The 22,737-nt window shown below is 55.6% G+C and carries 23 protein-coding genes and 1 tRNA gene; 10 read left to right on the top strand and 14 right to left on the bottom strand.

The window, feature by feature from the left end:
- Nucleotides 1–16: 16 nt before the first annotated feature.
- Nucleotides 17–547: a toxin-antitoxin system HicB family antitoxin gene (locus BQ8290_RS01615; protein WP_108787063.1), complete on the bottom strand. Its 531-nt coding sequence runs from the start codon at nt 545–547 to the stop codon at nt 17–19.
- A 14-nt stretch (nt 548–561) separates the two neighbouring features.
- Nucleotides 562–1,287: an AAA family ATPase gene (locus BQ8290_RS01610; protein WP_108787061.1), complete on the bottom strand. Its 726-nt coding sequence runs from the start codon at nt 1,285–1,287 to the stop codon at nt 562–564.
- 348 nt (nt 1,288–1,635) lie between these two features.
- Here BQ8290_RS01610 and BQ8290_RS01605 point away from each other — a divergent pair, with 348 nt between their 5' ends.
- Complete coding sequence (locus BQ8290_RS01605; protein WP_108787059.1) at nt 1,636–2,688, top strand: SPOR domain-containing protein; 1,053 nt, start codon at nt 1,636–1,638, stop codon at nt 2,686–2,688.
- 123 nt (nt 2,689–2,811) lie between these two features.
- Nucleotides 2,812–4,116, top strand: coding sequence for a DUF418 domain-containing protein (locus BQ8290_RS01600; RefSeq protein WP_337660895.1), 1,305 nt, complete (start codon nt 2,812–2,814; stop codon nt 4,114–4,116).
- Between the two features lie 50 nt (nt 4,117–4,166).
- Here BQ8290_RS01600 and BQ8290_RS01595 read toward each other — a convergent pair whose 3' ends face one another.
- Nucleotides 4,167–4,901: a hypothetical protein gene (locus BQ8290_RS01595; RefSeq protein ID WP_337660894.1), complete on the bottom strand. Its 735-nt coding sequence runs from the start codon at nt 4,899–4,901 to the stop codon at nt 4,167–4,169.
- Between the two features lie 215 nt (nt 4,902–5,116).
- On the opposite strand from BQ8290_RS01595, the gene BQ8290_RS01590 reads away from it, so the two are divergent.
- Both BQ8290_RS01590 and bfr read left to right on the top strand, forming a co-directional pair.
- Nucleotides 5,117–5,320, top strand: a complete 204-nt coding sequence (locus BQ8290_RS01590) for a (2Fe-2S)-binding protein (RefSeq protein ID WP_108787055.1) — start codon at nt 5,117–5,119, stop codon at nt 5,318–5,320.
- Nucleotides 5,321–5,479: 159 nt separating this feature from the next.
- On the top strand, nt 5,480–5,959 hold the full coding sequence (gene bfr, locus BQ8290_RS01585) for a bacterioferritin (protein ID WP_108787053.1): 480 nt from the start codon (nt 5,480–5,482) through the stop codon (nt 5,957–5,959).
- Nucleotides 5,960–6,040: 81 nt separating this feature from the next.
- Here the strand turns inward: bfr and BQ8290_RS01580 are convergent, their stop codons facing one another.
- The 3 genes from BQ8290_RS01580 to BQ8290_RS01570 are packed head-to-tail and all read right to left on the bottom strand — an operon-like array spanning nt 6,041 to nt 8,327.
- On the bottom strand, nt 6,041–6,514 hold the full coding sequence (locus tag BQ8290_RS01580; RefSeq protein ID WP_108787051.1) for a DUF2721 domain-containing protein: 474 nt from the start codon (nt 6,512–6,514) through the stop codon (nt 6,041–6,043).
- On the bottom strand, nt 6,511–7,989 hold the full coding sequence (der, locus tag BQ8290_RS01575; protein WP_108787049.1) for a ribosome biogenesis GTPase Der: 1,479 nt from the start codon (nt 7,987–7,989) through the stop codon (nt 6,511–6,513). The genes BQ8290_RS01580 and der overlap by 4 nt, the downstream gene beginning before the upstream one ends.
- A gap of 53 nt (nt 7,990–8,042) precedes the next feature.
- A complete protein-coding gene (locus BQ8290_RS01570; protein WP_108787047.1) occupies nt 8,043–8,327 on the bottom strand; it encodes a DUF3297 family protein in 285 nt (94 codons plus the stop codon).
- A gap of 138 nt (nt 8,328–8,465) precedes the next feature.
- On the opposite strand from BQ8290_RS01570, the gene BQ8290_RS01565 reads away from it, so the two are divergent.
- Nucleotides 8,466–8,550 (top strand) — tRNA-Leu (locus tag BQ8290_RS01565).
- 70 nt (nt 8,551–8,620) lie between these two features.
- Complete coding sequence (gene tig / locus BQ8290_RS01560) at nt 8,621–10,222, top strand: trigger factor (RefSeq protein WP_108787044.1); 1,602 nt, start codon at nt 8,621–8,623, stop codon at nt 10,220–10,222.
- Nucleotides 10,223–10,237: 15 nt separating this feature from the next.
- Here tig and BQ8290_RS01555 read toward each other — a convergent pair whose 3' ends face one another.
- Nucleotides 10,238–11,824 (bottom strand): amidase, encoded by a 1,587-nt coding sequence (locus BQ8290_RS01555; protein WP_337660893.1) that lies wholly within the window; start codon nt 11,822–11,824, stop codon nt 10,238–10,240.
- Nucleotides 11,825–11,988: 164 nt separating this feature from the next.
- Between BQ8290_RS01555 and BQ8290_RS01550 the strand changes: the two genes are divergently transcribed.
- From BQ8290_RS01550 to BQ8290_RS01535, 4 genes are all read left to right on the top strand, one after another.
- On the top strand, nt 11,989–13,290 hold the full coding sequence (locus BQ8290_RS01550) for an acyltransferase family protein (protein ID WP_108787042.1): 1,302 nt from the start codon (nt 11,989–11,991) through the stop codon (nt 13,288–13,290).
- Nucleotides 13,291–13,358: 68 nt separating this feature from the next.
- Nucleotides 13,359–14,063 carry an ATP-dependent Clp protease proteolytic subunit gene (locus BQ8290_RS01545; RefSeq protein WP_108787040.1) on the top strand — a complete coding sequence of 235 codons (705 nt, stop codon included), beginning with the start codon at nt 13,359–13,361 and terminating at the stop codon, nt 14,061–14,063.
- Nucleotides 14,064–14,314: 251 nt separating this feature from the next.
- Nucleotides 14,315–15,577, top strand: coding sequence for an ATP-dependent Clp protease ATP-binding subunit ClpX (gene clpX, locus BQ8290_RS01540; protein ID WP_108787038.1), 1,263 nt, complete (start codon nt 14,315–14,317; stop codon nt 15,575–15,577).
- A 113-nt stretch (nt 15,578–15,690) separates the two neighbouring features.
- Nucleotides 15,691–15,930, top strand: coding sequence for a phosphotyrosine protein phosphatase (locus tag BQ8290_RS01535; protein ID WP_337660892.1), 240 nt, complete (start codon nt 15,691–15,693; stop codon nt 15,928–15,930).
- Between the two features lie 123 nt (nt 15,931–16,053).
- On the opposite strand, the gene BQ8290_RS01530 is transcribed toward BQ8290_RS01535, so the two are convergent.
- From BQ8290_RS01530 to BQ8290_RS01500, 7 genes are all read right to left on the bottom strand, one after another.
- Entirely contained in the window at nt 16,054–16,620 is a 567-nt protein-coding gene (locus BQ8290_RS01530; RefSeq protein WP_108787036.1) for a fasciclin domain-containing protein, read from the bottom strand.
- A gap of 161 nt (nt 16,621–16,781) precedes the next feature.
- On the bottom strand, nt 16,782–17,549 hold the full coding sequence (locus tag BQ8290_RS01525; RefSeq protein ID WP_108787034.1) for an anti-sigma factor domain-containing protein: 768 nt from the start codon (nt 17,547–17,549) through the stop codon (nt 16,782–16,784).
- Nucleotides 17,546–18,148 (bottom strand): sigma-70 family RNA polymerase sigma factor, encoded by a 603-nt coding sequence (locus tag BQ8290_RS01520; RefSeq protein WP_108791725.1) that lies wholly within the window; start codon nt 18,146–18,148, stop codon nt 17,546–17,548. The genes BQ8290_RS01525 and BQ8290_RS01520 overlap by 4 nt, the downstream gene beginning before the upstream one ends.
- A complete protein-coding gene (locus BQ8290_RS01515; protein WP_108787032.1) occupies nt 18,148–19,119 on the bottom strand; it encodes a cation diffusion facilitator family transporter in 972 nt (323 codons plus the stop codon). The genes BQ8290_RS01520 and BQ8290_RS01515 overlap by 1 nt, the downstream gene beginning before the upstream one ends.
- 5 nt (nt 19,120–19,124) lie before the next feature.
- On the bottom strand, nt 19,125–19,808 hold the full coding sequence (gene mtgA, locus BQ8290_RS01510) for a monofunctional biosynthetic peptidoglycan transglycosylase (protein WP_108787030.1): 684 nt from the start codon (nt 19,806–19,808) through the stop codon (nt 19,125–19,127).
- 77 nt (nt 19,809–19,885) lie between these two features.
- Nucleotides 19,886–20,521 carry a class GN sortase gene (locus BQ8290_RS01505; RefSeq protein ID WP_108787028.1) on the bottom strand — a complete coding sequence of 212 codons (636 nt, stop codon included), beginning with the start codon at nt 20,519–20,521 and terminating at the stop codon, nt 19,886–19,888.
- On the bottom strand, nt 20,521–22,737 hold the full coding sequence (locus tag BQ8290_RS01500) for a marine proteobacterial sortase target protein (RefSeq protein ID WP_108787026.1): 2,217 nt from the start codon (nt 22,735–22,737) through the stop codon (nt 20,521–20,523). Before BQ8290_RS01500 ends, BQ8290_RS01505 begins: the two co-directional genes overlap by 1 nt.

The following is a 22,737-nucleotide window of genomic DNA, read 5'->3' as shown; positions in this document are numbered from 1 at the left end:
CGTAGAAAAATGAATGTCAGGTGCGTTTCATGCGGCTTGTAAGAAGATCGAGGTCATCGATTTCGGCGAAGGTCGCATCGAGAGCTTGGGTGACCAATGCTTGGGCGCTGATCCCTTGCATCGTTGCTGCGAGACGCAGTTTGAGATGGCGATCAGTGTCGAGCCGCAACGTGAATGCTGCGCGACGCGCATGCCTTTCGGTGATTGGCTTTGCCTTGGCTTTGGTCTTAGATTTCTTAGCGTCTTTCTTCGCCAATCCGCGCTTTTTGGTAACGGGCTTCGATTTGATCAAAGCCTGTTCGGCATCTTCCACACCGGCTTCGTTTGCGGCCTCATTGAGGACGACGTTTTTGGCGGAGTGATTGATGGAAACGATTTGAGCGCTTTCACCATCCTCTGCACCCATATCGTTCCAGCCCAAATCTTCGAGCTGTTCCTCTGCCACCATTTCAGGCAGCGGTGCGAGTTGAGGACGCATGGCGGGTTTTGCACCGCCCTTTCGAGCGAGCAAAGTCGGTCCTAGCGAGGCGAAGCTGGCTTCGGACATAGCGCTGCGACCCCTTACTGAGCCACTCGGCGGCCAAAGCCACCGCCGGGACGATTAACCCCGTTTGATTGCGCATGCGCATGACCGGTTCCCGGTGCTGCGAACACGGTGCGCCGGAAATTCTTTTCCAGTCGATCCGAAATATACTTCCACAATGCGGTCATTTCCGCAGCAGAGCGACCTTCAGGGTCGACCTCCATCACGGTGCGACCATCGATCATCGATGCGGCGAAATCCGTGCGATGATGCAGAGTGATAGGAGCCACGGTGCCATGTTGTGACAATGCAACGGCGGCTTCGGAGGTGATCTTCGCCTTCGGTGTCGCAGCGTTGACCACGAACACCAACGGTTTGCCTGCGCGTTCGCACAGATCCACCGTAGCACCCACAGCACGCAAATCATGCGGACTGGGGCGGGTTGGAACCACGATCAACTCAGCCACACCGATCACCGATTGGATCGCCATCGTAATGGCGGGCGGTGTATCGATCACAGCGAGTTTGAAACCTTGTTGACGCAACACCGCAAGATCATTGGCCAGCCGAGCAACGGTGGTTTGTGCAAAAGCGGGATATTCCGCTTCGCGTTCATTCCACCAATCGGCAAGCGATCCTTGCGGGTCGATATCGATCAGAACGACCGGGCCTGCGCCTGCGCGCTGAGCCTGAACGGCCAGATGTCCGGATAGGGTCGTTTTCCCCGATCCGCCTTTCTGCGATGCCAAAGCGAGTACACGCAACGCTTGGGTCCCCCTGATAATAGACCTGTAAACCGCCTGATTGCGGTTGGATGAGATAGTGGATCGCAGACTACCCCTAATTTTGAGTTAACAAGCGATGCCGGGGATTGCGGTTTGATCGGTGTCGTGTGCTGGCTTTTGATCGTTTGCGCGGTCCGATCCTGCGCCATTGGCCGAACTCTATCGGCGCGCATTAACTAAGGAGTGCGCGCATCGTTGCCGCCTCCATTGACCAATGCATGGGGCGCGAGAAACGAAATGCTAACCATTCCTTCACTATGATCGTTGGCAATCAATGCGAATTTCGCGGCCCAAAAAGTTGGGACCATCACAAGGAGTGCAGATCAAATGGCATATCGCACAAAACGTTCATCGCTTGGCTGTTGTTTGACATCAGTGGCAGCAGCGCTTGCGTTGCTTTCTTCGCCTGCTTTGGCGGATGTGAAGACAGGCGTCGATGCATGGAGCGCGGGCGACTATGTCACGGCTGTGAATGAGTGGCGCGGTCCAGCGCAAAATGGCGATGCCGATGCTCTGTTTAATCTGGCGCAAGCGTACCGTCTTGGACGCGGCGTGGAAGCGAACATAACGCGCGCCCGTGAATTGTATGCCGAAGCAGCAAATCGCGGCCATGTTAAGGCGGCCGATAACTACGGATTGTTGTTGTTCCAACAAGGTGAACAGTCCACGGCCATGCCATTGATCGAAGCGGCCGCGGGTCGCGGGGATCCGCGCGCGCAATACGTTTTGGGCTTGGCGCATTTCAACGCAGATTACGCGGCCAAAGATTGGGTGCGCGCTTATGCCTTGATGACATTGGCGAACAGCGCTGGCCTGCCACAAGCAGGCACAGCTCTGGCACAAATGGACAATTATGTTCCGTTGACACAACGTCAGCAGGCCCAATCGCTCGCGCGTCAATTGGAAGCGCAAGCGGCACAGCGACGTGCAGCAGAATTGGCTGCAATTGATCTAGGCACAGGACCTGCAGGTGGCTCACCTGTCCCCGCTGACATTTCCAACACACGGCCAGCTGCTAGCGCTCCGACGCGAACCGCAGCAATTACGCGACCTGCTCCGTCGCCGAGGCAGTCAGAGCCGGCTCTTGCACCGGCCCCCGTTTCAGCGCGTGCTGCAGACCCTGTGACGCAGAGCCCATCGGCTGTGATGAACGGATCTTGGCGTGTTCAACTCGGTGCGTTTGGCGTTTCTGGCAATGCAGAGCGTCTCTGGTCGAGATTGTCGACCAATCCCGCGCTTTCGGGCACCCGCAGAAGTCTCGTCTCCAGCGGCAGAATAACCCGATTGCAAGCGGTTGGCTTCACCAGCAGGGCGCAGGCACAAAGCGCATGCGACACCTTGAAACGCCAAGGTCAGGCTTGCATGGTGGCTGGCAACTAGTCTCACATTGTTACGCTCATCGATTGATATGCGCGCGCGGTCACTAAATTCCTTTCCCTCATCGAGCTGAATGCTACGATGGCGGCCTTCGTTCCAAACAGCGGAGTTGAGGGGGAATTCATCATGAGCGATCCGGTAACCGCCGATCAAACGCAACCGGCAATCAACGCTGATGAAACAGGTGGCGCTGTTTCGGCGCCTGTTGGTGTTGCCGACCGGATCGAGAGTCTCGATTTCATTCGCGGCATTGCTGTCATGGGCATCTTGGTGGCGAACATCGTCGCGTTTGGCCAACCGTTCAGCGCGTATATGTACCCCGAAGCTTTCCTAACCGAACACGGCGAAGTCTCAGAATGGCTCGCCGTGGCGCAATATGTTTTGATCGACACCAAGATGCGCGGCCTGTTCACATTGTTGTTCGGCGCGGGGCTGTATTTGTTTATGGAGCGTGCCTGGGCACGTGGGCAAACGCGCTGGTTACAGGTTTGGCGATTGGCGGTTTTGTTGCTGTTCGGGGCTATCCATTTCTACCTGATCTGGATTGGCGACATCCTCATGTATTACGCTTTGATTGGGTTCGCCGTGGTCCCCATGCTGCGATTGTCGGCAAAGACCCAAATGGGGATTGGTTTGACCGGATATTTGGCAGGAGCCATTTTCTTTGGTGCGGCCATGACGGTCCCATATCTTGTTGCAGAAACGGACCTAGGTGAAAATACTGCTTTTGCCGAAGCCGCGACATCGATGGAGACCGCCAAAACGATGGCGTTTGCCAATGATCGGATAGAAACGCAGTTGATTCAGTCCGGCGATTGGGTCGGCTTGGTTTCGCATCGGGTTGTCCAAAATGGGTTAGATCCGATTGGGAACGTCCTATTTTTTGGCTTCGAAACGTTGCCGTTCATGCTGATTGGTATTGCCCTCTATCGAACCGGCTTCTTTAGCGGGGCGATTGAACGATCCACCTTGCTCAAATGGGGTTGGATTGGTGTTTCGGTCGGCGGTGCGATGAGCCTTGCGATCGGGGTATGGCTGAAATCCGAAGGGTTTAGCTATTACGGCACGCTGGCAGCGTTCATGGGGTGGAGCCCGATCCCGCAATTCTTCATGGTGTTAGGCATTGCAGCTTTGTTGGTCGCGTATTCTCCGGGGTGGACAGGTTGGCTGGCGGACCGTGTGCGTGCGGCTGGGCGCGCAGCTTTCACCAACTACTTGGGGACATCTCTCGTGATGATCTTTGTGTTTCAGGGATGGGGTCTGGGATTGTTCGGTGAATTGAACCGACCTCAATTGTACGGGGTGACCTTTTTGACCTGCGCTTTGATGCTCACATGGTCAAAGCCTTGGCTGGATCGTTTCCGCTACGGGCCTTTGGAGTGGTTGTGGCGGTGCTTAACCTATCGGAAGATGTTCCCTCTCAAACGCTAAGATCGCGATTTTGGGCCTTGTGCATCGTTAGGTGAGCCCGCGTTGCGCGCCTATTCCGGCGACAACATATAGGCGGCCATTTCTGGCTCTTGTTCGTCGGGGAGGGCAGACAGCCCTGCATAGACAGCCACGCCGACTTCGCATTGCTCTTGCGGTGACAACGCCGCCATGGCCGCATCCGATGCGAGTGCAGCCTGCAATTCGGGGGCAATTCCGGTCGCCGCGATCGAATCGCCCAATCTGTTGAAATCGGCTTCGGTTGGCTCGGCATAGGTCTGCGGATTGTCACGCCCTGCTGCGGATGCGCGGACAAGCGCCTCGTTGCGGCGAGCTATCGCGGCGGTTGCCAGGGCATTTCCGTCATCGATCAGGACCCATTCCCCCATGGTCATCGCGCCGCATTGTTCGACTGCGCTGCGTTGAAGCGTTTGGTATAATTCGCTTTCTGCGGCGCTCCAACGGATCAATTCTTCTGCCGGTGCTTTGATCGAATCCAACCCAATCCGCGCAAAAAACTCTTGCGACCAAACTGCGCCAACCTGTTTGCTCAATTCATCATAATTGCTGGCGCTAAGATCCAATTCGAGAGCTCGACCCACGAGTTGGTTAAAATCATCGGGATATTCTTCTTTGATAGTGGCCCATAGGTTTTCCGCGCCGGGAGTGGACAGGATGCCCTCTTCGATGGCGGCGGCTTTCTCTTCGGGAGACAGTGCGCATGCCGATAATGACGCACACATCACACCCGCGATCATGAGCTTTGCGAATTGTGTGCGTTTGATCATTCTGTGAGCCCCGGATTGATTGGTTTTGACGGCGACGGCCATCATGAATCGCATCCAGTCTACGGTCCGAATTGCGCGGAGCAACAGGAAATGGTGGTGAAAGCCGCTGTGAGTTATCGGATAATCGCGCCATCGCATGGCGAAATTCGCTTGCTATTGAGATTAATTCGCATAAATAGGTTGTGCAAACGATTCGCAGGAGTGATTAGCGCCCCATGTATACTTGCATTTGCAATGCAATTCGCGAAACCGACCTGCGCGCTGCCGCGCTGAAGTCGGGCGGCAACGCTGAATCGGTGTATGCAGCTCTTGGAAAACGGCCCAATTGTGGGCAATGCCTTGGGAAGGCAGGAGAAATTATCGATCAAGAGCGGGCCGGTTGTGCGGCCATGTTTTCTTGCGAAAAAGTCGCAATATAGACTCGCTACCCGCAACTGCGAACGTGTCGCAACGCGTTGATTTTTAAAGAAAAATTTTGACACCCCCCTTGCAATAGTGTGGTTGTAACTCCTATTTATAGGCTCACAGCCGCGCGGATATCCCTCTGGCGCGGACCACCGAAATTAGGGGACACCGTCATGAAGGGCGATCCAAAAGTAATCGAATTTTTGAACAAGGCTCTCACCAATGAGCTGACTGCGATCAATCAATATTGGCTGCATTACCGTGTGCTTGATGATTGGGGTGTGACCAAGCTTGCCGATTATGAGCGCAAAGAATCCATCGAAGAGATGGAGCATGCCGACAAATTGGCCGAGCGTGTGCTGTTCCTTAATGGATTGCCCAATTTTCAAGCGATCCACAATTTGCGCGTAGGCGAAACGGTCCTTGAAATTCTAAAGGCTGATATGGCGTTGGAAGAAGACGCTATCCCGCTTTTGCGCGATGCGGTCGCTTATTGTGAAAGCGTACGCGACTATGTCAGCCGCGATCTGTTCAACGGCATCCTCACCAACGAGGAGGAACACGTCGATTTCCTCGAAACGCAATTCGACATGATTGAGAGAATGGGTTTAGAAAACTACGTTCAGCTTCAATCCAAATCGGTCGCTGAGTAATAAGCAACCGGGAATTTGCGTAACGGTTTTACGGGGCGGGGCATGTCTGCTCCGCCCTTTTTCGTGTTCGACGTCGCGGTCTTACGGTTCCATCTTGGCCGACCCATCGGCCGCCAATAAAGTTTCGCGAAGGAAATAAATCAAACCTGTGATCAACAGGCCGATCGTAGCCACCCACAATATCGCCACCAAAGAACCGATCGGTGTTTCAATGTAGGCGGACAAAAACAGCACCGCGATCACGATGCTAATGACAACGCCAGCACCGGTCGAAAACTTGATCGCCATCCGGGCAAACTTCCGTCGCATTCGTAACCATGCGAGCTCCTTGGCATGGCTCACTTCGCACGCGCCGTTCACCGGATCGGCCAACCGCTCTATCCGGCCGGCTAGCCAGATCAAACGCGACATCATTACATTCATGATGCTGCCAATACCCACCAATAAAAATGCCGGCGCCAGACTAAGCTCTACCGCTTGCTGCACACGAGCCGTGGAGGCGGTGCGTTCCAATAGGTCGGTCGCGATTCCGGCGCTTAGAATGTCGACGATCATGTCTTGTTCGATCCGCTGGAATAATTCCCGCCTCCGCCTTTGTTGGCGTTGTAGGGGTTCTTGGGCGATTTCAACGTGACCCGAACAGGCACTGCATCAAAGCCAAGTTTGGCTCGGATACCGTTCACCAAATAGCGTTCATAGCTCGTCGGCAAGTCATCGAGCCGGCTGCCAAAAACCACAAAACGCGGCGGGCGCGTTCCGACTTGGGTGATATAACGCAGTTTGATCCGTCGGCCGCCAGGCGCAGGCGGGGGGTTGGCGTCGAGCGCATCGTCAAACCAGCGGTTCAGCGCGGCGGTCGGTACACGCTTTGACCAACTTTGGCGCAATTCAAATGCGGCGCTGAGCATGGTGTCGAGCCCTTTGCCGGTTTTTGCAGAGACCGCGAACAACGGAACGCCGCGTACCTGCGCAAGACCATCGTGCAACGCGCCCTTGATCCCGTTGAAAAGGCCGCTGGGCGTGTCATTGCCGCCTTGGCCTGCAATGTCCCACTTGTTGATCGCCACCATCAAGGCGCGCCCTTCTTCAAGCGCGTGGGCGGCGATTTTGAGATCTTGGTGCTCCAGTCCCTGAGTCGCATCGAGCAACAGGATCACAACCTCCGCGAAATCCACTGCGCGCCGGGCATCCGCAACCGAAAGCTTTTCAAGCTTCTCGGTGACATTGCGTTTCTTGCGCATGCCCGCTGTGTCGATCAGCCTAATTTCTCGTTCGCTGTTTACATTGCCGTTTTCGTCGGCTGCGGCCTTGGGATCGTGCCAGATCCAATCGATCGCAATCGAATCGCGCGTGATCCCTGCTTCGGGACCGGTCAACAATCGGTCTTCGCCCAAGAGTCGATTGATCAATGTCGATTTACCGGCGTTCGGGCGGCCAACGATGGCGAGCTTTAAGGGGCCTGCGGGTCTCTCTTCCTCTTCGTCGTCTCCGAACTCATCGGCATATTGCGCGGCCTCTTCGGCGGCGTCGGCCTTTTCGCCAATAATTGGCCACAAGCCTTGGAATAGGTCTGCAATACCTTCTCCATGCTCTGCGGATATGGCAACCGGCTCTCCAAAGCCCAACGAATAGGATTCGAAAACGCCGCTTTCTCCGGCTGCGCCTTCTGCTTTGTTGGCGACCAGAACGATCGGGACGTCGTTTTCGCGCAAGTACCGCGCAATTTCATTGTCGAGAGGGGTCAGACCCGCCCGCGCATCAATCACGAACATCGCCGCGTCCGCGCCCTCTAAGCTGGCCTCTGTTTGTTTGCGCATCCGGCCGGGCAGAGTGAGTTCATCTTCGTCTTCCCAGCCTGCGGTGTCGACGACGGTGAATTGAAGACCGGCAATTTCGGCATCGCCGAGACGCCGATCTCGCGTTACGCCCGGTTGATCATCAACAAGCGCAAGTTTCTTACCCACCAGCCGATTAAACAGGGTGGATTTGCCCACGTTGGGACGACCGATGATGATGACCTGAGGTTTCATAACTTGCACGAAAAGTGGCGCTTCACTCGCCACATGGCAAGCGAGCAGCCCCTTTAGTCCTTTTTGGCAATAGGGGGATTGTCGCCCAAGTCTTCGAACCAGGCTTCAACCGGGCCGGTCAACTTGATGGTCAGCGGCTGACCTTTGCGATCGAGAGTTTTGCCCGCTTGGACACGGACCCAGCCTTCGGTGATAGAATATTCTTCGATATCGTTCCGCACGCGGTCCTTAAAACGGATGCCGATTCCACGCTGCAACGTTTCCGCATCGAAATGCGGGCTGCGTGGATTAACCGAAAGGTGATCGGGCGGGGTGTCGTTTTTTGTTTCTTCGCTCATATCCGGCCCTTTAATCGTGTGATGCACGCGAAACAAGCGCGTTCCACTTGCCCTTTCATCCAAGCGGCGATACAGGCCCGCTACGTTATACGCGCGGGTTGGGCTTTTAGGCTCTCCCGCGCGGCTTCGTTCGGGGCTGCGGGCGTGGCGGAATTGGTAGACGCGCTGGTTTTAGGTACCAGTATCGTAAGATGTGGGGGTTCGAGTCCCTTCGCCCGCACCAATTCGCCCCGGCGGCGGTGTATATTCGGACTATGTGATACCTTGCTCAAGAAGGCTTTAGTGTAAATCCTATGCAAACCAAGCAGACCACAAACGAAGGGCTCAAGCGCGCCTATTCGATCACCATCACGGCTGGCGAAATTGCCGCTAAAGTTGACGCAGAAATCAAGAAGGTTGCACCGCAAGTGCAGATGCCTGGTTTCCGGGCGGGCAAGGTTCCTGCGAATCTCGTCAAGAAAATGCACGGCGAACAGCTGCACGCACAAACATTGAACGATACGATTCGCGAATCGGTCGACGGTTTGCTGAAAGACGAAGATCTTCGTCCCGCAATGCAGCCTGCGATTTCGCTGAACGAAGATTACGAAGAAGGCAAAGACGCAGAAATTTCGGTTGAGCTCGAAGTGCTCCCGACTGTTGAAGCGCCAAGCACGGACGATCTGAAGCTTGAAAAGCTGGTCGTTCCAGTGACCGACGCTCAAATCGACGAAGCGATCGAAGGCATCGCCGGTCAAAACAAGAGCTACAAAGACGCGGCCAAAACCAAGAAGGCTGCCGACGGCAACCAATTGATCATCGACTTCCTTGGTAAACTTGACGGGGAGCCATTTGAAGGCGGCGCCGCCGAAGACGCAGCTTTGGTCATCGGTTCGGGTACATTTATCCCAGGCTTTGAAGAACAATTGGTCGGCGCGAAGACCGGTGATGAAAAAACCATCACTGTGACATTCCCTGAGGAGTATCAGGCAGAACACCTCGCCGGTAAGGAAGCGACTTTCGACGTAACCGTGAAAGCGGTGAAGGTAGAAACCGACACCAAGATCGACGATGAATTCGCCAAGAACCTTGGCCTCGACAGCATCGACAAGCTGCGTGAGATCATGTCAGGTCAATTGGAACAGCAAACCGCTGGTCTCACTCGCACGCAAATGAAGCGTTCGTTGTTGGATCAATTGGCTGCTGGCCACGACTTCGAAGTTCCTGCGACCATGGTTGATGCGGAATTTGAACAAATCTGGGCTCAGCTTCAGCAAGAAGCGACGAAGGAAGAAGATCCCGAAGCGGCTTTGAAGCAGATCGAGGAAGAAAAAGACGATTACCGCGGCATTGCCGAACGCCGCGTGCGTTTGGGCTTGCTCTTGTCGGAAATCGGACAAGCGAACAGCGTCGAAGTCACTCAGCAAGAGATGTCGATGTTGGTCCAACAGGCATCGCAGCAATATCGCGAAGAAGATCGCGAACGGTTCATGCAGTATATTCAGCAAGATCCGATGGCTGCGGCACAATTGCGCGCGCCATTGTACGAAGACAAGGTCGTCGACTTTCTCTTTGACAAAGCGGACGTGACCGAACGCGAAGTGACTGTCGAAGAATTGCAGGCGGCTATCGAAGCGGACGAAGAAGCCGAGGTCGAGAAAGTCAAAGCTGCTCCAAAGAAGAAAGCGGCTGCGAAGAAGGCACCGGCCAAGAAACCAGCAGCGAAAAAAGCACCGGCCAAGAAAGCCGACGCGGACGCAAAACCTGCGGCTAAGAAAGCGCCTGCGAAGAAGGCTCCAGCTAAGAAAGCACCGGCCAAGGCTGCCGCCAAGCCTGCTGCCAAAAAAGCCCCAGCCAAAAAGGCTCCTGCAAAGAAGCCAGCGGCAAAAAAGGCACCGGCAAAGAAAGCTGACTAATTCGGCAGATCTGCCCTATCGGGCCGGTCTCCAACGACGAAATGAGGGCTCGGGCAGCGTTGCTGTCCGGGCCCTTTCATATGCGGCGCCGGCTTTCAAAACATCGTGATCGGCCCATTGTGCGCCGAAAAAGCTGATGCCGACAGGCAGGTTTTCGACCGACCCCATCGGCACAGTTAGGTGCGGATACCCAGCAATGGCGGCGGGTGATCCGAAACCAATCGACCCGTTGAAATGATCGCCCAGCACTAGATCACTCATCCAAGCGGGGCCTCGTGTTGGCGCGACCAAGAACTGCACGTCGTTGTCCGATAGAAGCACGTCGAGTGTTTCTTCGCCTGCAATGCGAATGGCATTGGCGCGGGCCGTTTCGTAGGTCTCTTGGTCTGTGGTTGCCTGTGCGGTTTGAAAGATACCTTGATCGAACCATCGCATTTCGGTCGCTGCATTGGCGTCGTTAAATGCGATGATATCTGCGAGCGAACGGGGAGTTTCCCCTTCGTCAAATTCTGGGATCGAAGCCAGATATTTGCCCATCTCTTCGCGCAATTCATATAGGAGCACGGTGAAGCTGTCGGAATACATTTGTGGATTCGGTTCAAAGCTGATGTCGACCAAAATCGCACCCGCCTCTTCCAAATCGGAGAGCGCGGCGTTGAAAACGGCTTCTACCGATTCATTGCTGCCCACTTGGTCGCGCATCACGCCAATCCGCACACCCTCCAACGAAAATTCGCGCAAGCCAGCGGTGTAGTCTGTGATCCGCTGTGCACCGATCGTGGCGCTGTCTGCGCTGTCTTCACCGGACATAGCCGACAACAACAGAGCCGCGTCATAGACATTTTTTGTCATCGGACCGGCGGTGTCTTGGGTGGAGGAAATGGGAACAATATGGGTTCTGCTGACCAAGCCAACACTGGGTTTAAACCCGACAACCCCGTTGATAGAGGCTGGGCAAGTGATGGACCCGTTTGTCTCGGTCCCAATCGCTGCCCATGCGAAACCGGCGGCAATCGCTGCCCCGCTGCCTGATGATGATCCGCATGTGTTGCGATCAACGGCGTGGGGGTTGCGTGTTAATCCCTCGACCGCGCTCCACCCGCTTGTTGAATTGTTGCTGCGAATATTCGCCCATTCGGAAAGGTTCGTCTTACCCAGAATGACTCCGCCCGCTGCGCGAATATTGGCGATCAGTGGCGCATCGCGCGCCGTCATGTTTTGCGCCAAGGCCAAACTTCCGGCTGTTGTGGCGAATTCGCTCGTCTCAATATTGTCTTTCACCAGAATGCTGCGCCCACGCAGGATGCCGGTTGATGCGAGACGGCGTGCCTCGACAGGGGCTTCGACATTGTAATCAATCACTGCGTTCAACATCGGGCCGTTATCGTCGAGCGCCTGAATACGCAGAATGTATTCGGTCACCGCCATCGTTTCACCGAAAGAAGTGTGCATCTGCGATTGTTCGACCGCTTCGGCTGCGTCACCTTCTGATTGTGGATTGTCCTGAGCGTTCGCGAAGCTGGGCATTGCGCCAGTCACTAGGGCGGTTGAAGCGAGCAATGCGCCAGCGAAGAGAGGCGTGATCAATGATTGTTTGTCCATGTCAGCATCCTGCGACAAATGCTGCCATCATGGCAAGTGGCGGATCAACAGGCGCGGATATGTGAGCTGAGCCTCGTGATCGGTAAAGCGGCTGGTAACGGTTTTGCACTATGGCTCTGCGAAATTAGACACCGCGACATTGCCCCTTTTGGAGCCACCTTCCGATGACGACCCCTGAAACGATCGGTGCACCGCGCAAACACTATCACGATATTGATGGTGCGCGTTCGGTTCTGATGTTCCTATCCGTCGCATTGCATGCAGGCACGGTCTACGCACCTGCGCGGCCATGGATCACTGCAAATACGGCCCGCGCAGATTTCTTCGATTGGTTGATTTTTGGATTTCACCTTTTCGTGACGCCGACCTTTTTCTTTGTTGGTGGGTTCTTTGCTGTCTTGCTGCTGTCGCGGCGCAGCGCAGGGGACTTTCTTTGGAACCGGTTCTTGCGAACCGCGGTGCCTTTGATCGGCGTGGCGCTGACATTCAACATGGTCGAACACTACCTACGCTGGGTTGATGCATCTGGATCCAACGGAGGCGGCGCAACTGGTGTTCTGGATTGGGTCGGATCCCCCGCCTTTGTCGACATGTGGGTCGGGGGCACTTGGCAATTGCACCTGTGGTTCCTTGTCAGTTTGATCCCAATGTTCGTGTTGGCGATGGCGGTTCAAACCATTGTCCCGACGAATTCAAGGGCGCGTGGATTCGCTGTTTCTGTGGCGGATTGGTTTGGGGGATTGATTGCGGGCACTGTGCCTTTTGCATTCGGCTTGATCGTCCTCGCGGCGGCCAACACGGCGAATTACGCCTCTGCCAGTATGGTGCCTGGAGCATACGATCTGATCGTGCCGGGCTTTCAAAGCTGGTACAAATTGACAGGCGAATTTCCGTTCTTTGTCATCGGTGTGATGGCCGCTTTGTCGCCGCGATTGCTCAACGCGTTGGTTCAATGGCGGTGGTGGATGCCGCTTGCCGCTGCCGCGGCGCTCTATTTCCAACCCTATGCAAACCCGGATCAAACTCTTGTGGTCGGCTTGACCATGCTGTTCCTCAATCAGCTATCGATCTGGACCTTGGTTCTGTTCATCCTACAATTCTTCCACCGCTTCTTTAACGAAGGTGGTCCGCGCACCACGTGGCTCGCCGATTGTGCGCTGTCGATGTACCTGTTCCACCATTGTTTCGTGTATATTTACGGGCGGATGTTGGTCGATGTGGATTGGCCGATTGGGATTGAATTTGCGATACTCACCATTGTGGCCGCCGCCACTGTCATTGCCATTCACGAAGGGGTCGTGCGACGGTTCGGCCTCATCCGATTGCTGTTCAACGGCAAGACAGATGTGGTTCAAGTGCGCAAACAACCGGGCCTTTTGGGCGCGTTCTTTCCCGAACGGACCAATCTGGTGGCAAAAAGCGCGACAAAATCGGGACAATCGGCAAAGCTTTCCCCAAAGGTATAGCTGCGCCCCCTTGAAACTGTGGCGGGCGCGTCCGACATGTTTCATTCGGAATTAAAAGGACTGCATTCATGATCAACTTGTTCGGCAATGATGGCGAAACTCACGGCACACAGGGTCAGTTTACGACCGATCCATTGACCGGCGCATTGGTGCCGATGGTGGTTGAACAGACCAGCCGCGGTGAACGCAGCTTCGACATTTTCTCGCGGCTCTTGCGCGAACGCATCGTGTTTGTGACCGGCCAAGTCGAAGACGGCATGGCGTCGCTGATCACGGCACAATTGTTGTTCCTTGAAAGCGAAAATCCATCCAAACCCATTTCGATGTACATCAATTCGCCCGGTGGCGTGGTCACCGCCGGCATGGCGATCCATGATACGATGCAATACATCAAACCACGCGTTTCGACGGTGTGCATGGGACAAGCGGCGTCGATGGGCAGCTTTCTTTTGGCGGCCGGTGAGCCTGGCATGCGCGTAGCATTGCCCAATTCACGGATCATGATCCACCAACCTTCAGGCGGTGCGCGCGGCATGGCGTCGGATATCGAAATTCAGGCGCGCGAAATTCTGCGCATCAAATCCCGGATGAACGATCTGTATGTGAAATACACGGGCAAGACGTTGAAGGTTATCGAAGATGCGATGGACCGCGACACGTTCCTTGAGGCGGAAGAGGCCAAGGAATTCGGTCTGGTTGACAAAGTGTTTGAAACACGACCGGAATCAGAAGAATCCGAAGATGAAAAAGGTTCGGGCGGCGCTCCTGAGTGATTGTGCTTGGGGTGGCGGGCTTGATCGTTGATCGGCGCGCTAACGCCTTCTGAAAAACCGGCCCAACTCGGGACGTCCTTACCAATCCTTCAGGCATCATGCGCTATTCAGGCAATAATGGTGCATGAAAAGCACTTAACTGGACCCAAAACCCTCAGCCATATGTTGATTCATCTGGCAGTGAGGATACACTTGCCGAATCCGCGCGCGCCCATCTTCGCATGCGTTGGCCGGATTTGAGGACAATAGGAATGACCAAATTGAGCGGATCTGACAGCAAAAGCACCCTATATTGCAGCTTCTGCGGCAAGTCTCAGCACGAAGTGCGCAAATTGATCGCAGGGCCTACGGTCTTCATCTGTGATGAATGCGTTGAGCTGTGCAATGACATCATCCGCGAAGAGACAAAAGCAGGGATCGCCGGCAAGAAAGAGGGCGAAGTCCCTACGCCGTCGGAGATTTTTGCGACACTCAATGATTATGTCATCGGTCAGAACTCTGCGAAGCGGAACCTGTCCGTGGCGGTTCACAACCATTACAAGCGCCTGAAACATTCGGGTAAATCGGGCGAAGTCGAACTGGCGAAATCCAACATCCTGTTGGTTGGCCCAACCGGTACGGGTAAGACTTTGCTGGCCCAAACATTGGCGCGCACTTTTGATGTGCCGTTCACAATGGCCGATGCGACGACCCTAACCGAGGCGGGTTATGTCGGTGAAGATGTTGAAAACATCATTCTTAAACTGCTGCAATCCTCCGACTACAACGTCGAGAAGGCACAGCATGGCATCGTCTACATCGATGAAATTGATAAGATCACGCGTAAGGCAGAAAATCCATCCATCACGCGCGATGTTTCGGGTGAAGGTGTGCAGCAGGCATTGCTGAAGCTTATGGAAGGCACGACCGCGTCGGTGCCGCCACAAGGTGGCCGCAAGCATCCTCAGCAGGAATTTTTGCAAGTGGACACGACCAACATCTTGTTCATTTGCGGCGGCGCGTTTGCGGGTCTTGATAAGATCATCGCGGACCGTCTGCAAAAACGCTCCATCGGTTTCGGCGCGCATGTTGCCGACCCGGACAAGCGCAATATTGGTGAACTGCTTGAGCAGAGCGAACCAGAAGATCTGCTGAAATTTGGCCTGATCCCTGAATTCGTTGGCCGTTTGCCGGTCATCGCAACGCTGCATGATCTTGATGTCGATGCTCTGGTTACGATCTTGAGGGAGCCGAAAAACGCTTTGGCAAAACAATATGCCAAGCTGTTTGAGCTTGAGGATGTTGAGCTGACCTTTACCGAAGAGGCGCTCAAAGCAATCGCGGAAAAGGCAATCTTGCGCAAAACAGGCGCTCGCGGACTTCGCTCCATTGTTGAGGCGATCTTGCTCGATACGATGTTCGACTTGCCCGACATGGATGGTGTAACAGAGATCGTGATCGACGAAGACGTGGTTGCGGGCAAAAAAGAACCCATCCAAGTTCACGGCGGCGAGGCTAAGGAAGAGGCGGCTTAACCCCCTCACTGGAGCCTGTTGGTAGAACGCAATTACTTGTTTGTATGCAGCCAGAACCGGCTGCGTACCCCGACGGCTGAGCAATCTTTGCTGATCTGCCAGGTATCTGCACGATGTCTGCGGGCACAAACAGAGACGCCGAAACGCCATTGTCCGACGAATTGATCGAATGGGCGGACTATATCTTTGTGATGGAGCGTCCTCACCGCAAGAAGTTGCAAGACAAGCATCGCGCTGCGTTGAAGGACAAGCGGCTGGTTGTTCTTGATATTCCCGATGGTTTTGAGCTCATGGATCCAAATCTGATCCATATGCTCAACGTGAAGATGAGTCGCTGGATTCCCACGAATTGAACCCATGAAAGTTAAAACCCCGCCCGATACTTGGAGGAGCATCGGACGGGGTCGGGATGTAGCGCCACCCCTTGTAATTGGGAGGGGAACGGCAGAGCGGCGCTATCTAAGCAAAGCTACGGTTCAGCCCGGCAGAAAGACGCCATCAGTCACGTGAATAATTCCATTTGATGTGTTCACGTCGGCTGTGGTCACTGCGGTGGCCCGGCCTGCGGCATCAGTGATAACAATCGTATCACCCGAAAGCCGTGCCGTAAGCTCAACGCCAGCCAGCGTTTCGATGGTGGCTTCGCCGCCGTGGCGGTTGATCAGGTTGACCAAATCCGATGACGTCACCGAACCGGAAACTGCATGATAAACCAACACGTTAGTTAGCTGACCTTTGTTCTCTGGACGCAGCAATGTTGCGACGGTGCCATCAGGTAATTTAGCAAAAGCGGTGTCTGTCGGCGCGAACACGGTGAAGGGGCCGGGGTTTGATAATGTGCCCGCCAGATCGGCGGCAACAACTGCTGCGACCAATGTTTCATGGACGCCGGTGCTTTGTGCGGTTTGCACAATGTTCGGCGATTGGTTCGCCGAGTTGTGGTGATGCGCGGATACCGGCGTGGTGGCAATCGCCGCCAAACCAGTTGTCGCAGCCACAGCAGCGAGAAGGGCGGTCTTAAGTGGCTTTGTAGGGATAGGCATTGGGATCTCCTTAGTTAAGGCAAGCCCTCCCGATCTTGCGCAGAAGCTACGCTTTGTGTCGCAAAGCGGATGCGGAGATGTGCAAATTTATTTTAAAATTGCGATTTTGCGTCTTTGGTCGACGGACCCTCACAGTGATCCGTACGCCAGAATGACGTTGATTACACCTGAGAGAACGCCCCTTCGGCAACAACCGGACCGGCCGCATCACCTTCCGGTTTTCCGCCAATTGGTTCGCGTGTCAGGACAATCGAAACCCCGTCGCCCATATTGCCAACAATCTCTTCTGAAAGCTGGGTCGCGATGACTTCGCCGGGTGAGACCAGGCCTAGCGATTGCAATTCGCTGCCATCCGCTGGGACCAACCACAATTCGTGATCGTGAACACCATCTGCCGTTAGGCCGATGGCCCCAACCAACATTTGTTCACTTTCGGGCATATAGGTCACATCCAACCGCAATCCGGTGTCGCCGATTGGCACCTGAGCCACCAAGGGGTCGGCAGCGGCGAGAACGGGATCATTAGGAGCTGTTTGATTGCCGGGCACTGTCAATATCACGGCAAGCATCAAAGCAGCCGCCGCCGATGTGATGGCGGCGGTCCAACGCCACCGTGTCAGACGCGATTGCAAAACGACGATTTCGGCGCCGTCGGGCGTGTTAATCTGAGCGTTCACTTCCGCATCAATGCGCGCCCAGACATCGGAACTGGGTTCCATGGCCGTGACGTCGTCCGTTAGTGGAACGAACCAATTGTCCCACCAATCTTTGCGCCAGGCGAAGTCCTTATCCGTTGCGACTTTCCCGCGCGCTGCCATCAATTCTTCGCCCTCAAGAAGGCCGAGCGAGTATTCCGCCGCGATCATCGGATCGTCGCGTGTGATATCGGCGGCGCCATCTTGTGGGGTGTTGGTAGGATCCTGGCTCATGATGCCACCTCACTCGCTTCGAGGCAGGCACGCAGTTTTTGTAAGCCGCGTCGGATCCAGCTCTTCATTGTACCCAAAGGCACATCGGCGTGCTCGGCCAATTCGGCATAGGTGTAGCCATCAAAAAACGCGCTGCGGATGTGGTTTTGTGTGTTTTCGTCCAGTCCGCCCAAACAGGTGTGAATTTGTGCCGTTTTCTCCGCATCCACCAACAACATATCGGCCAAGGGTGCGGAATCGGGAAGCGGGTTCGCTTCTTCAACCGGGACCGCTCCGCCACGGACTTTGCCAGTCCGCAGTCGGTCCACTGCGCGGTTGCGTGCAAAAGTAGCCAGCCACGAAATCGGGCTCGCCCGTGTTGGGTCGTACCGGTCGGCGCGCTGCCACAAATTCACATAGACGTCTTGCAAAGCGTCCTCGGCTTCCTTTCTATCCCCCAAGATACGGAAGCAAATTCCAAAGAGTTTCACTCGGGTAGCGGCATATATTTCTTCAAGTGCCGCGCTGTCGCCATCGGCAAGGCGTACCATCGCCGCGCGCAATTGTTCGCGTGCCGCCGATGCGGCGTCTGCGGCGTTGTTTTTTGACGTGTCGGACATCAGCATCCTATCCCGCAATTTTTTGGGTCGCGCGCGATTTGGATCGTGACATGACCAATGCCAAACCGTTCTTGCAGAGTATCGGTAACGTCGTGCAAAAACGAATCTGCGTTTGCTTGACCTGCGCCGTCTTGCAACGATCCGCCTGCGGTTGCGTTCGGCATCACGAGATGCGCGGTTAGCGCGGTCTCTGTTGTCGACATTGGCCAGATATGCAGATCGTGCACGGCGTCCACCCCTTCTAGCGATGCCAAATGCGCCCGGACTTCGCCGACGTCAATACTTGCGGGAACTGCAAGCAAGCCCATTGTTATGCTGTCTTTAGCGAGCCCCCACGTTGCCCACGCGATCACTGCAACAATTGCAAAACTTACAAGCGGATCAATCCACCAAAAACCGGATAGAATGATGGCCAATCCCGCGATGACAACTCCGGCCGAAACCAGTGCATCGGTCGCCATGTGGAGATAGGCACCACGAATGTTGAGGTCGTTTTGTCCGCGCATAAACAGCCAAGCGGTCACGGCGTTGATCAAGATGCCGACGCTGGCAACCACAACCATAACCATGCCTTGGGGCTCACTGGGTTCGAAAAGACGGCGGATGGATTCGAACAGGATCGCCCCGACCGCGACCGCCAACAACAAGGCGTTTGCCAAGGCGGCGAGTATCGTCGAGCTCTTAAATCCGTAGGTGAACCGACCCGATGGTGCTTGTTTTGCCGCGACGCTTGCACCCCAAGCCAGCATTAGCGCGAGCACATCGGACAGATTGTGACCTGCATCCGCGACCAATGCCATTGAACCATAGGAAAACCCGAATGCGGCTTCGACGACGACAAACCCAGCGTTAAGCACAATCCCTATCGCAAAGGCACGACCAAAATCCGCGGGTGCATGGCTATGTCCGTGGGCGTGCCCATGTCCATGTCCGTGATCATGATGACCCATATGCCCGTGAGAGTGTCCCATAGCGTTCAATCGTAGACGCAGGAATCCAGTCCGTCACGTTGAACGATCGCAATCCGGCGTTCGATTGAGTTTCCATGGCGCGCGAGCCAGCCGCTGGGATTGATCACCGCGCGCTTTTTGGGTTGGGGCAATGCAGCGGCCATACGGCTAGCTTCATCAGGGCTAAGCCGGGCGGCGGAATGGCCGAAATAACGCTGCGCCCCGGCTTCGGCGCCGTAGGTGCCTATCCCGGTTTCTGCGACATTGAGATAGACCTCTATTATGCGCTCTTTGCCCCAGACTTTCTCGATCCAAAACGTAAACCAAGCTTCCAACGCTTTGCGGAGATAGCCGCCGCCCTGCCACAAGAACACGTTTTTGGCGGTTTGTTGGCTGATGGTGGAGCCGCCGCGAATGCGCCCCCCTTTGGCGTTGTCACGTGCGGCTTGTTCGATGGCCTCGGTGTCGAATCCCCAATGGTCGCAAAATTTGGAATCCTCCGACGCGATCACCGCCGCGACCAAATTGGGATCAATGTTGGCAAGGTTTTCCCAATCTTTGGTGATGCTGTTTTCATCCATCACCATGGTCGCGGTCACCGGCACAGGTATCCACTTGAACGCGATCACAAGAATAAGGCTCAATCCGACGAACCATAAAATGGCCTGGGCAAGGAGGCGGGCGACGCGCCGTATGATGTTCGATGCCATAGAACTGAAAATAGGCACCCGTTTCGACCTTCGCAATCGCGGAAATTGGTCGCCAGCTATCCTTGCAGCATTGGGGCCTAGTTATCCGGATGTGCATGCGCCCAAACAACGTAGCGCAGTGGGCCAGCTTCATCGCTATCAAACGGATAGCAGGTGGTCAGCGCGATCATGCCTGTTACGCCTTGAACCCGACCGTCGGTCGGATGGGAGAATTCATCCCAACGCACAATCTCAACGCGCGCGACGCGGAAATTGGCGGTGCTTCCATCGATCCGTTCCAACCAAACGTCATCCCCGATCAACAAATGCTGCACGAATTCAAAATGCGTGTCGCGATGTGCGGCAAGGACCGTCATCCCCTTTGATCTGTCGTCAATCAAAGCGGTGGGACCGAAGGCCATTGCTTCGCCTGATCCGCCCGAAAGCACGATCTCACTTTCTCGCAATCTGGGCGCGCTCACCCGAGCAATTGGCGCGGTATCGGCCCAGTTCCACGGTTTGACCGGCGTTCTCGTGGCGAGCCCTTCGTCAAAAGCCTCCGCCAATAGAACCTGAGCGACTTGTGCCTTGACCGGGATGTACAATGATTGAGCGATCAATACCCCACCGGCGACAATGGCGGCGATGAAAACCCACCGACTAAGGGCGCGCCGGACTACTCCTTCCTTTGCGACGCGCCCATATGCGGTGGGGGTGGGTAGAGCGGCATCCATCAGCCGGCCGCCCGCAGAAGGCGATGCGAAACCAGCCGCCTCAGGATCCGTTCACGGCCGGCCCCGACCAATCCCAGCAGCAGGATCATTAGGCCCAGCATTAGGGTGAGCCTGTACCCAGTGGAGGTGTTGGGAAGTTCGAGTCGTTGGCGCTGTTTCTCGCTTTCGATCGGCATATCGCGCGATCCCATCGCGGCATGGGTGCCAAACAGATGATCGAAATCCCAACCCGCCGGCAACAGCAACGGCAATTCCTCGCGGGTCAACTGAGCCCCGTCCGGGCGGCTTGGCGTGTCATCCACCGCGATCAAGCTGGTCCGGGATGTGACTAGGTGAAAATCCATTCCCAACTCCTCGATCGCAGTATCAGCAAGGGCATGCGACATTTGTCCCGACCAACGTTCGGCTTCCACTTCGGCAATTCTGCGGTTGGCCCAAAGTTTGGCGACCACGTCGCTAGGCGTTGCTTCGCCTAGGTCGAGGCTGTGGCTCCACCTTTCGCCTTCGATAGTACCGCTGACCGTCAAAGTGCCCCGCAAATGACGGGTTCGACCCAGAAGGACTACCGGCTCCCCGGCATAGAGATCTGGAAGTTGGCGTGGGGCAAAATCAATGTTGCCGCCTTCGACCCGCGCAGTCAGGTCGGTGACAACGGGCTGGGCCAAGCGGCTGAGGAGACGTTGCATTTGATGCTCGGCCTCTTCGCCCATGCCGACATGGGTGAACGTGCCGCGCCCAGCTTCTGCCATACGTCGCATCAGAAAGGAGTTTGGCGCAGAACCAATGCCGACCATGAAAACTCTGCTTCGACCGCGATTCTGATTGATTTCCTCCATCATTGCAGCCTCATTCGACAGCGAACCGTCGGTGAGAAAGACGATCTGGCGCACTGATGTCGTTTCTGCGCCGTCTCGGCGGGGACCAAATTGATCGTCCAGCGCAGCGCGGAGAGCAGGGAGCATCTGGGTCCCGCCATTGGCGTTTAGCGCGTGAGTGAATGTCTTTGCCCGCGCTAGATTGCGATCATTGGCAGTCACAGACGCGCCGAAGAGATTGGTGATCGTATCGTCAAACCGGATGATGTTGAAACTGTCCTGCGGGCGCAGTGTTTCCAAGGCGTAGAGCAAGCTGCGCCGTGCGGCGGGCATGGATTCGCCAGCCATCGAGCCAGAATTGTCGATCACAAACACCATCTCGCGCGGCGGTGCTTCGCGCGCTGTTTGCGCAGAGGGCGGGGTGATTGTCGCCATCACATAATCCAATTCAGAATGCGTTTGCCGAAACAGGCCCAGTTCCGGTGCGCCTCCACTTGCGCTCCATCGCAATTCGAAGTCGCGATTTGCTGGGATCGATCCGTCGGCCAAAGAGACGGTGCGAGTTGGTCCTTCCCCGGCAATATTGATGGCGTGATAGGGGCTTGAGATTGCCCCTGCTGTGAAACCGGGGTCAAGATTGACGGTGATCGACACCGGGTTCAATCCTCCACCGGCGCGGGCAACCATATCGGGATCCGCCGTTGGTGCGGTTAGGTCAGCGGCCCCGACAAGAAGTGCCGCATTGTAAAGCGATCCTGTGGTTGTGTCTGACCCGCCGTTGTCGTTGCCCGCCAAATAGCGTGGCCCAACGACCAATGGCATGCGTAGGGAATAATCCCCGGCAACCTGAGCGATGGGGGCCTGAAACTCGATCTGGACCAGAACCGTTTCACCGGGACCGACATTGGCGATGGAATTGCGGAACATGTTGGGCCGATGTTGTTCGACAAGAGCTGCCTTTTGGCCGTTCTCCTTGGCTTCCTCATACATCTCCTGCGCGATCTCCTTTGGTTTGATCACGCCGTCAAAGATGCGGCTGCCGACCACCATTTTGAGCGTGTCGACCGCTCCATTGTCGGGCAGGGGGTAGAGATAGGTCGCCTCCATCCATTGATCGGATGTGTTGCGAAACGCCTGTGTTACGATGACGCGCGCGGTTTGGCCCGACACGTTAGCCACAATGTCGGTGCCCAGCCGAACAGCCGGAATTTGGGTAGCAACATTGCCGGTCCCGCGAAGGATTAGACCGCCTTGCGATGACGCCGGTATAGGGCTTCTTTGGGCTGGCTCATCGGGTGTTCCGGTGCGCGCGGTCACATTGCCGATGGGGTTGGCCGTTGCCCTAGAAGATAGAGTTGAAATGGTCACCGCGAACAGCGCAGCCACCCCCAAAATAAGCAT

Origin of the sequence: Erythrobacter sp. Alg231-14, from assembly GCF_900149685.1 — a bacterium.
GTDB lineage: Bacteria > Pseudomonadota > Alphaproteobacteria > Sphingomonadales > Sphingomonadaceae > Erythrobacter.
This window is presented reverse-complemented; position numbering and strand designations above follow the sequence as displayed.

Coding starts and splice junctions, on each gene's coding strand:
- BQ8290_RS01615 (WP_108787063.1), bottom strand. CDS start 547: ATGTCCGAAGCCAGCTTCGCCTCGCTAGGACCGACTTTGCTCGCTCGA.
- BQ8290_RS01595 (WP_337660894.1), bottom strand. CDS start 4,901: ATGATCAAACGCACACAATTCGCAAAGCTCATGATCGCGGGTGTGATG.
- BQ8290_RS01580 (WP_108787051.1), bottom strand. CDS start 6,514: ATGATCGTCGACATTCTAAGCGCCGGAATCGCGACCGACCTATTGGAA.
- BQ8290_RS01550 (WP_108787042.1), top strand. CDS start 11,989: ATGACGACCCCTGAAACGATCGGTGCACCGCGCAAACACTATCACGAT.
- tig (WP_108787044.1), top strand. CDS start 8,621: ATGCAAACCAAGCAGACCACAAACGAAGGGCTCAAGCGCGCCTATTCG.
- bfr (WP_108787053.1), top strand. CDS start 5,480: ATGAAGGGCGATCCAAAAGTAATCGAATTTTTGAACAAGGCTCTCACC.
- BQ8290_RS01505 (WP_108787028.1), bottom strand. CDS start 20,521: ATGGATGCCGCTCTACCCACCCCCACCGCATATGGGCGCGTCGCAAAG.
- BQ8290_RS01590 (WP_108787055.1), top strand. CDS start 5,117: ATGTATACTTGCATTTGCAATGCAATTCGCGAAACCGACCTGCGCGCT.
- BQ8290_RS01555 (WP_337660893.1), bottom strand. CDS start 11,824: ATGGACAAACAATCATTGATCACGCCTCTCTTCGCTGGCGCATTGCTC.
- BQ8290_RS01545 (WP_108787040.1), top strand. CDS start 13,359: ATGATCAACTTGTTCGGCAATGATGGCGAAACTCACGGCACACAGGGT.
- BQ8290_RS01535 (WP_337660892.1), top strand. CDS start 15,691: ATGTCTGCGGGCACAAACAGAGACGCCGAAACGCCATTGTCCGACGAA.
- BQ8290_RS01525 (WP_108787034.1), bottom strand. CDS start 17,549: ATGAGCCAGGATCCTACCAACACCCCACAAGATGGCGCCGCCGATATC.
- clpX (WP_108787038.1), top strand. CDS start 14,315: ATGACCAAATTGAGCGGATCTGACAGCAAAAGCACCCTATATTGCAGC.
- der (WP_108787049.1), bottom strand. CDS start 7,989: ATGAAACCTCAGGTCATCATCATCGGTCGTCCCAACGTGGGCAAATCC.
- BQ8290_RS01605 (WP_108787059.1), top strand. CDS start 1,636: ATGGCATATCGCACAAAACGTTCATCGCTTGGCTGTTGTTTGACATCA.
- BQ8290_RS01570 (WP_108787047.1), bottom strand. CDS start 8,327: ATGAGCGAAGAAACAAAAAACGACACCCCGCCCGATCACCTTTCGGTT.
- BQ8290_RS01530 (WP_108787036.1), bottom strand. CDS start 16,620: ATGCCTATCCCTACAAAGCCACTTAAGACCGCCCTTCTCGCTGCTGTG.
- BQ8290_RS01600 (WP_337660895.1), top strand. CDS start 2,812: ATGAGCGATCCGGTAACCGCCGATCAAACGCAACCGGCAATCAACGCT.
- mtgA (WP_108787030.1), bottom strand. CDS start 19,808: ATGGCATCGAACATCATACGGCGCGTCGCCCGCCTCCTTGCCCAGGCC.
- BQ8290_RS01520 (WP_108791725.1), bottom strand. CDS start 18,148: ATGTCCGACACGTCAAAAAACAACGCCGCAGACGCCGCATCGGCGGCA.
- BQ8290_RS01500 (WP_108787026.1), bottom strand. CDS start 22,737: ATGCTTATTTTGGGGGTGGCTGCGCTGTTCGCGGTGACCATTTCAACT.
- BQ8290_RS01515 (WP_108787032.1), bottom strand. CDS start 19,119: ATGGGACACTCTCACGGGCATATGGGTCATCATGATCACGGACATGGA.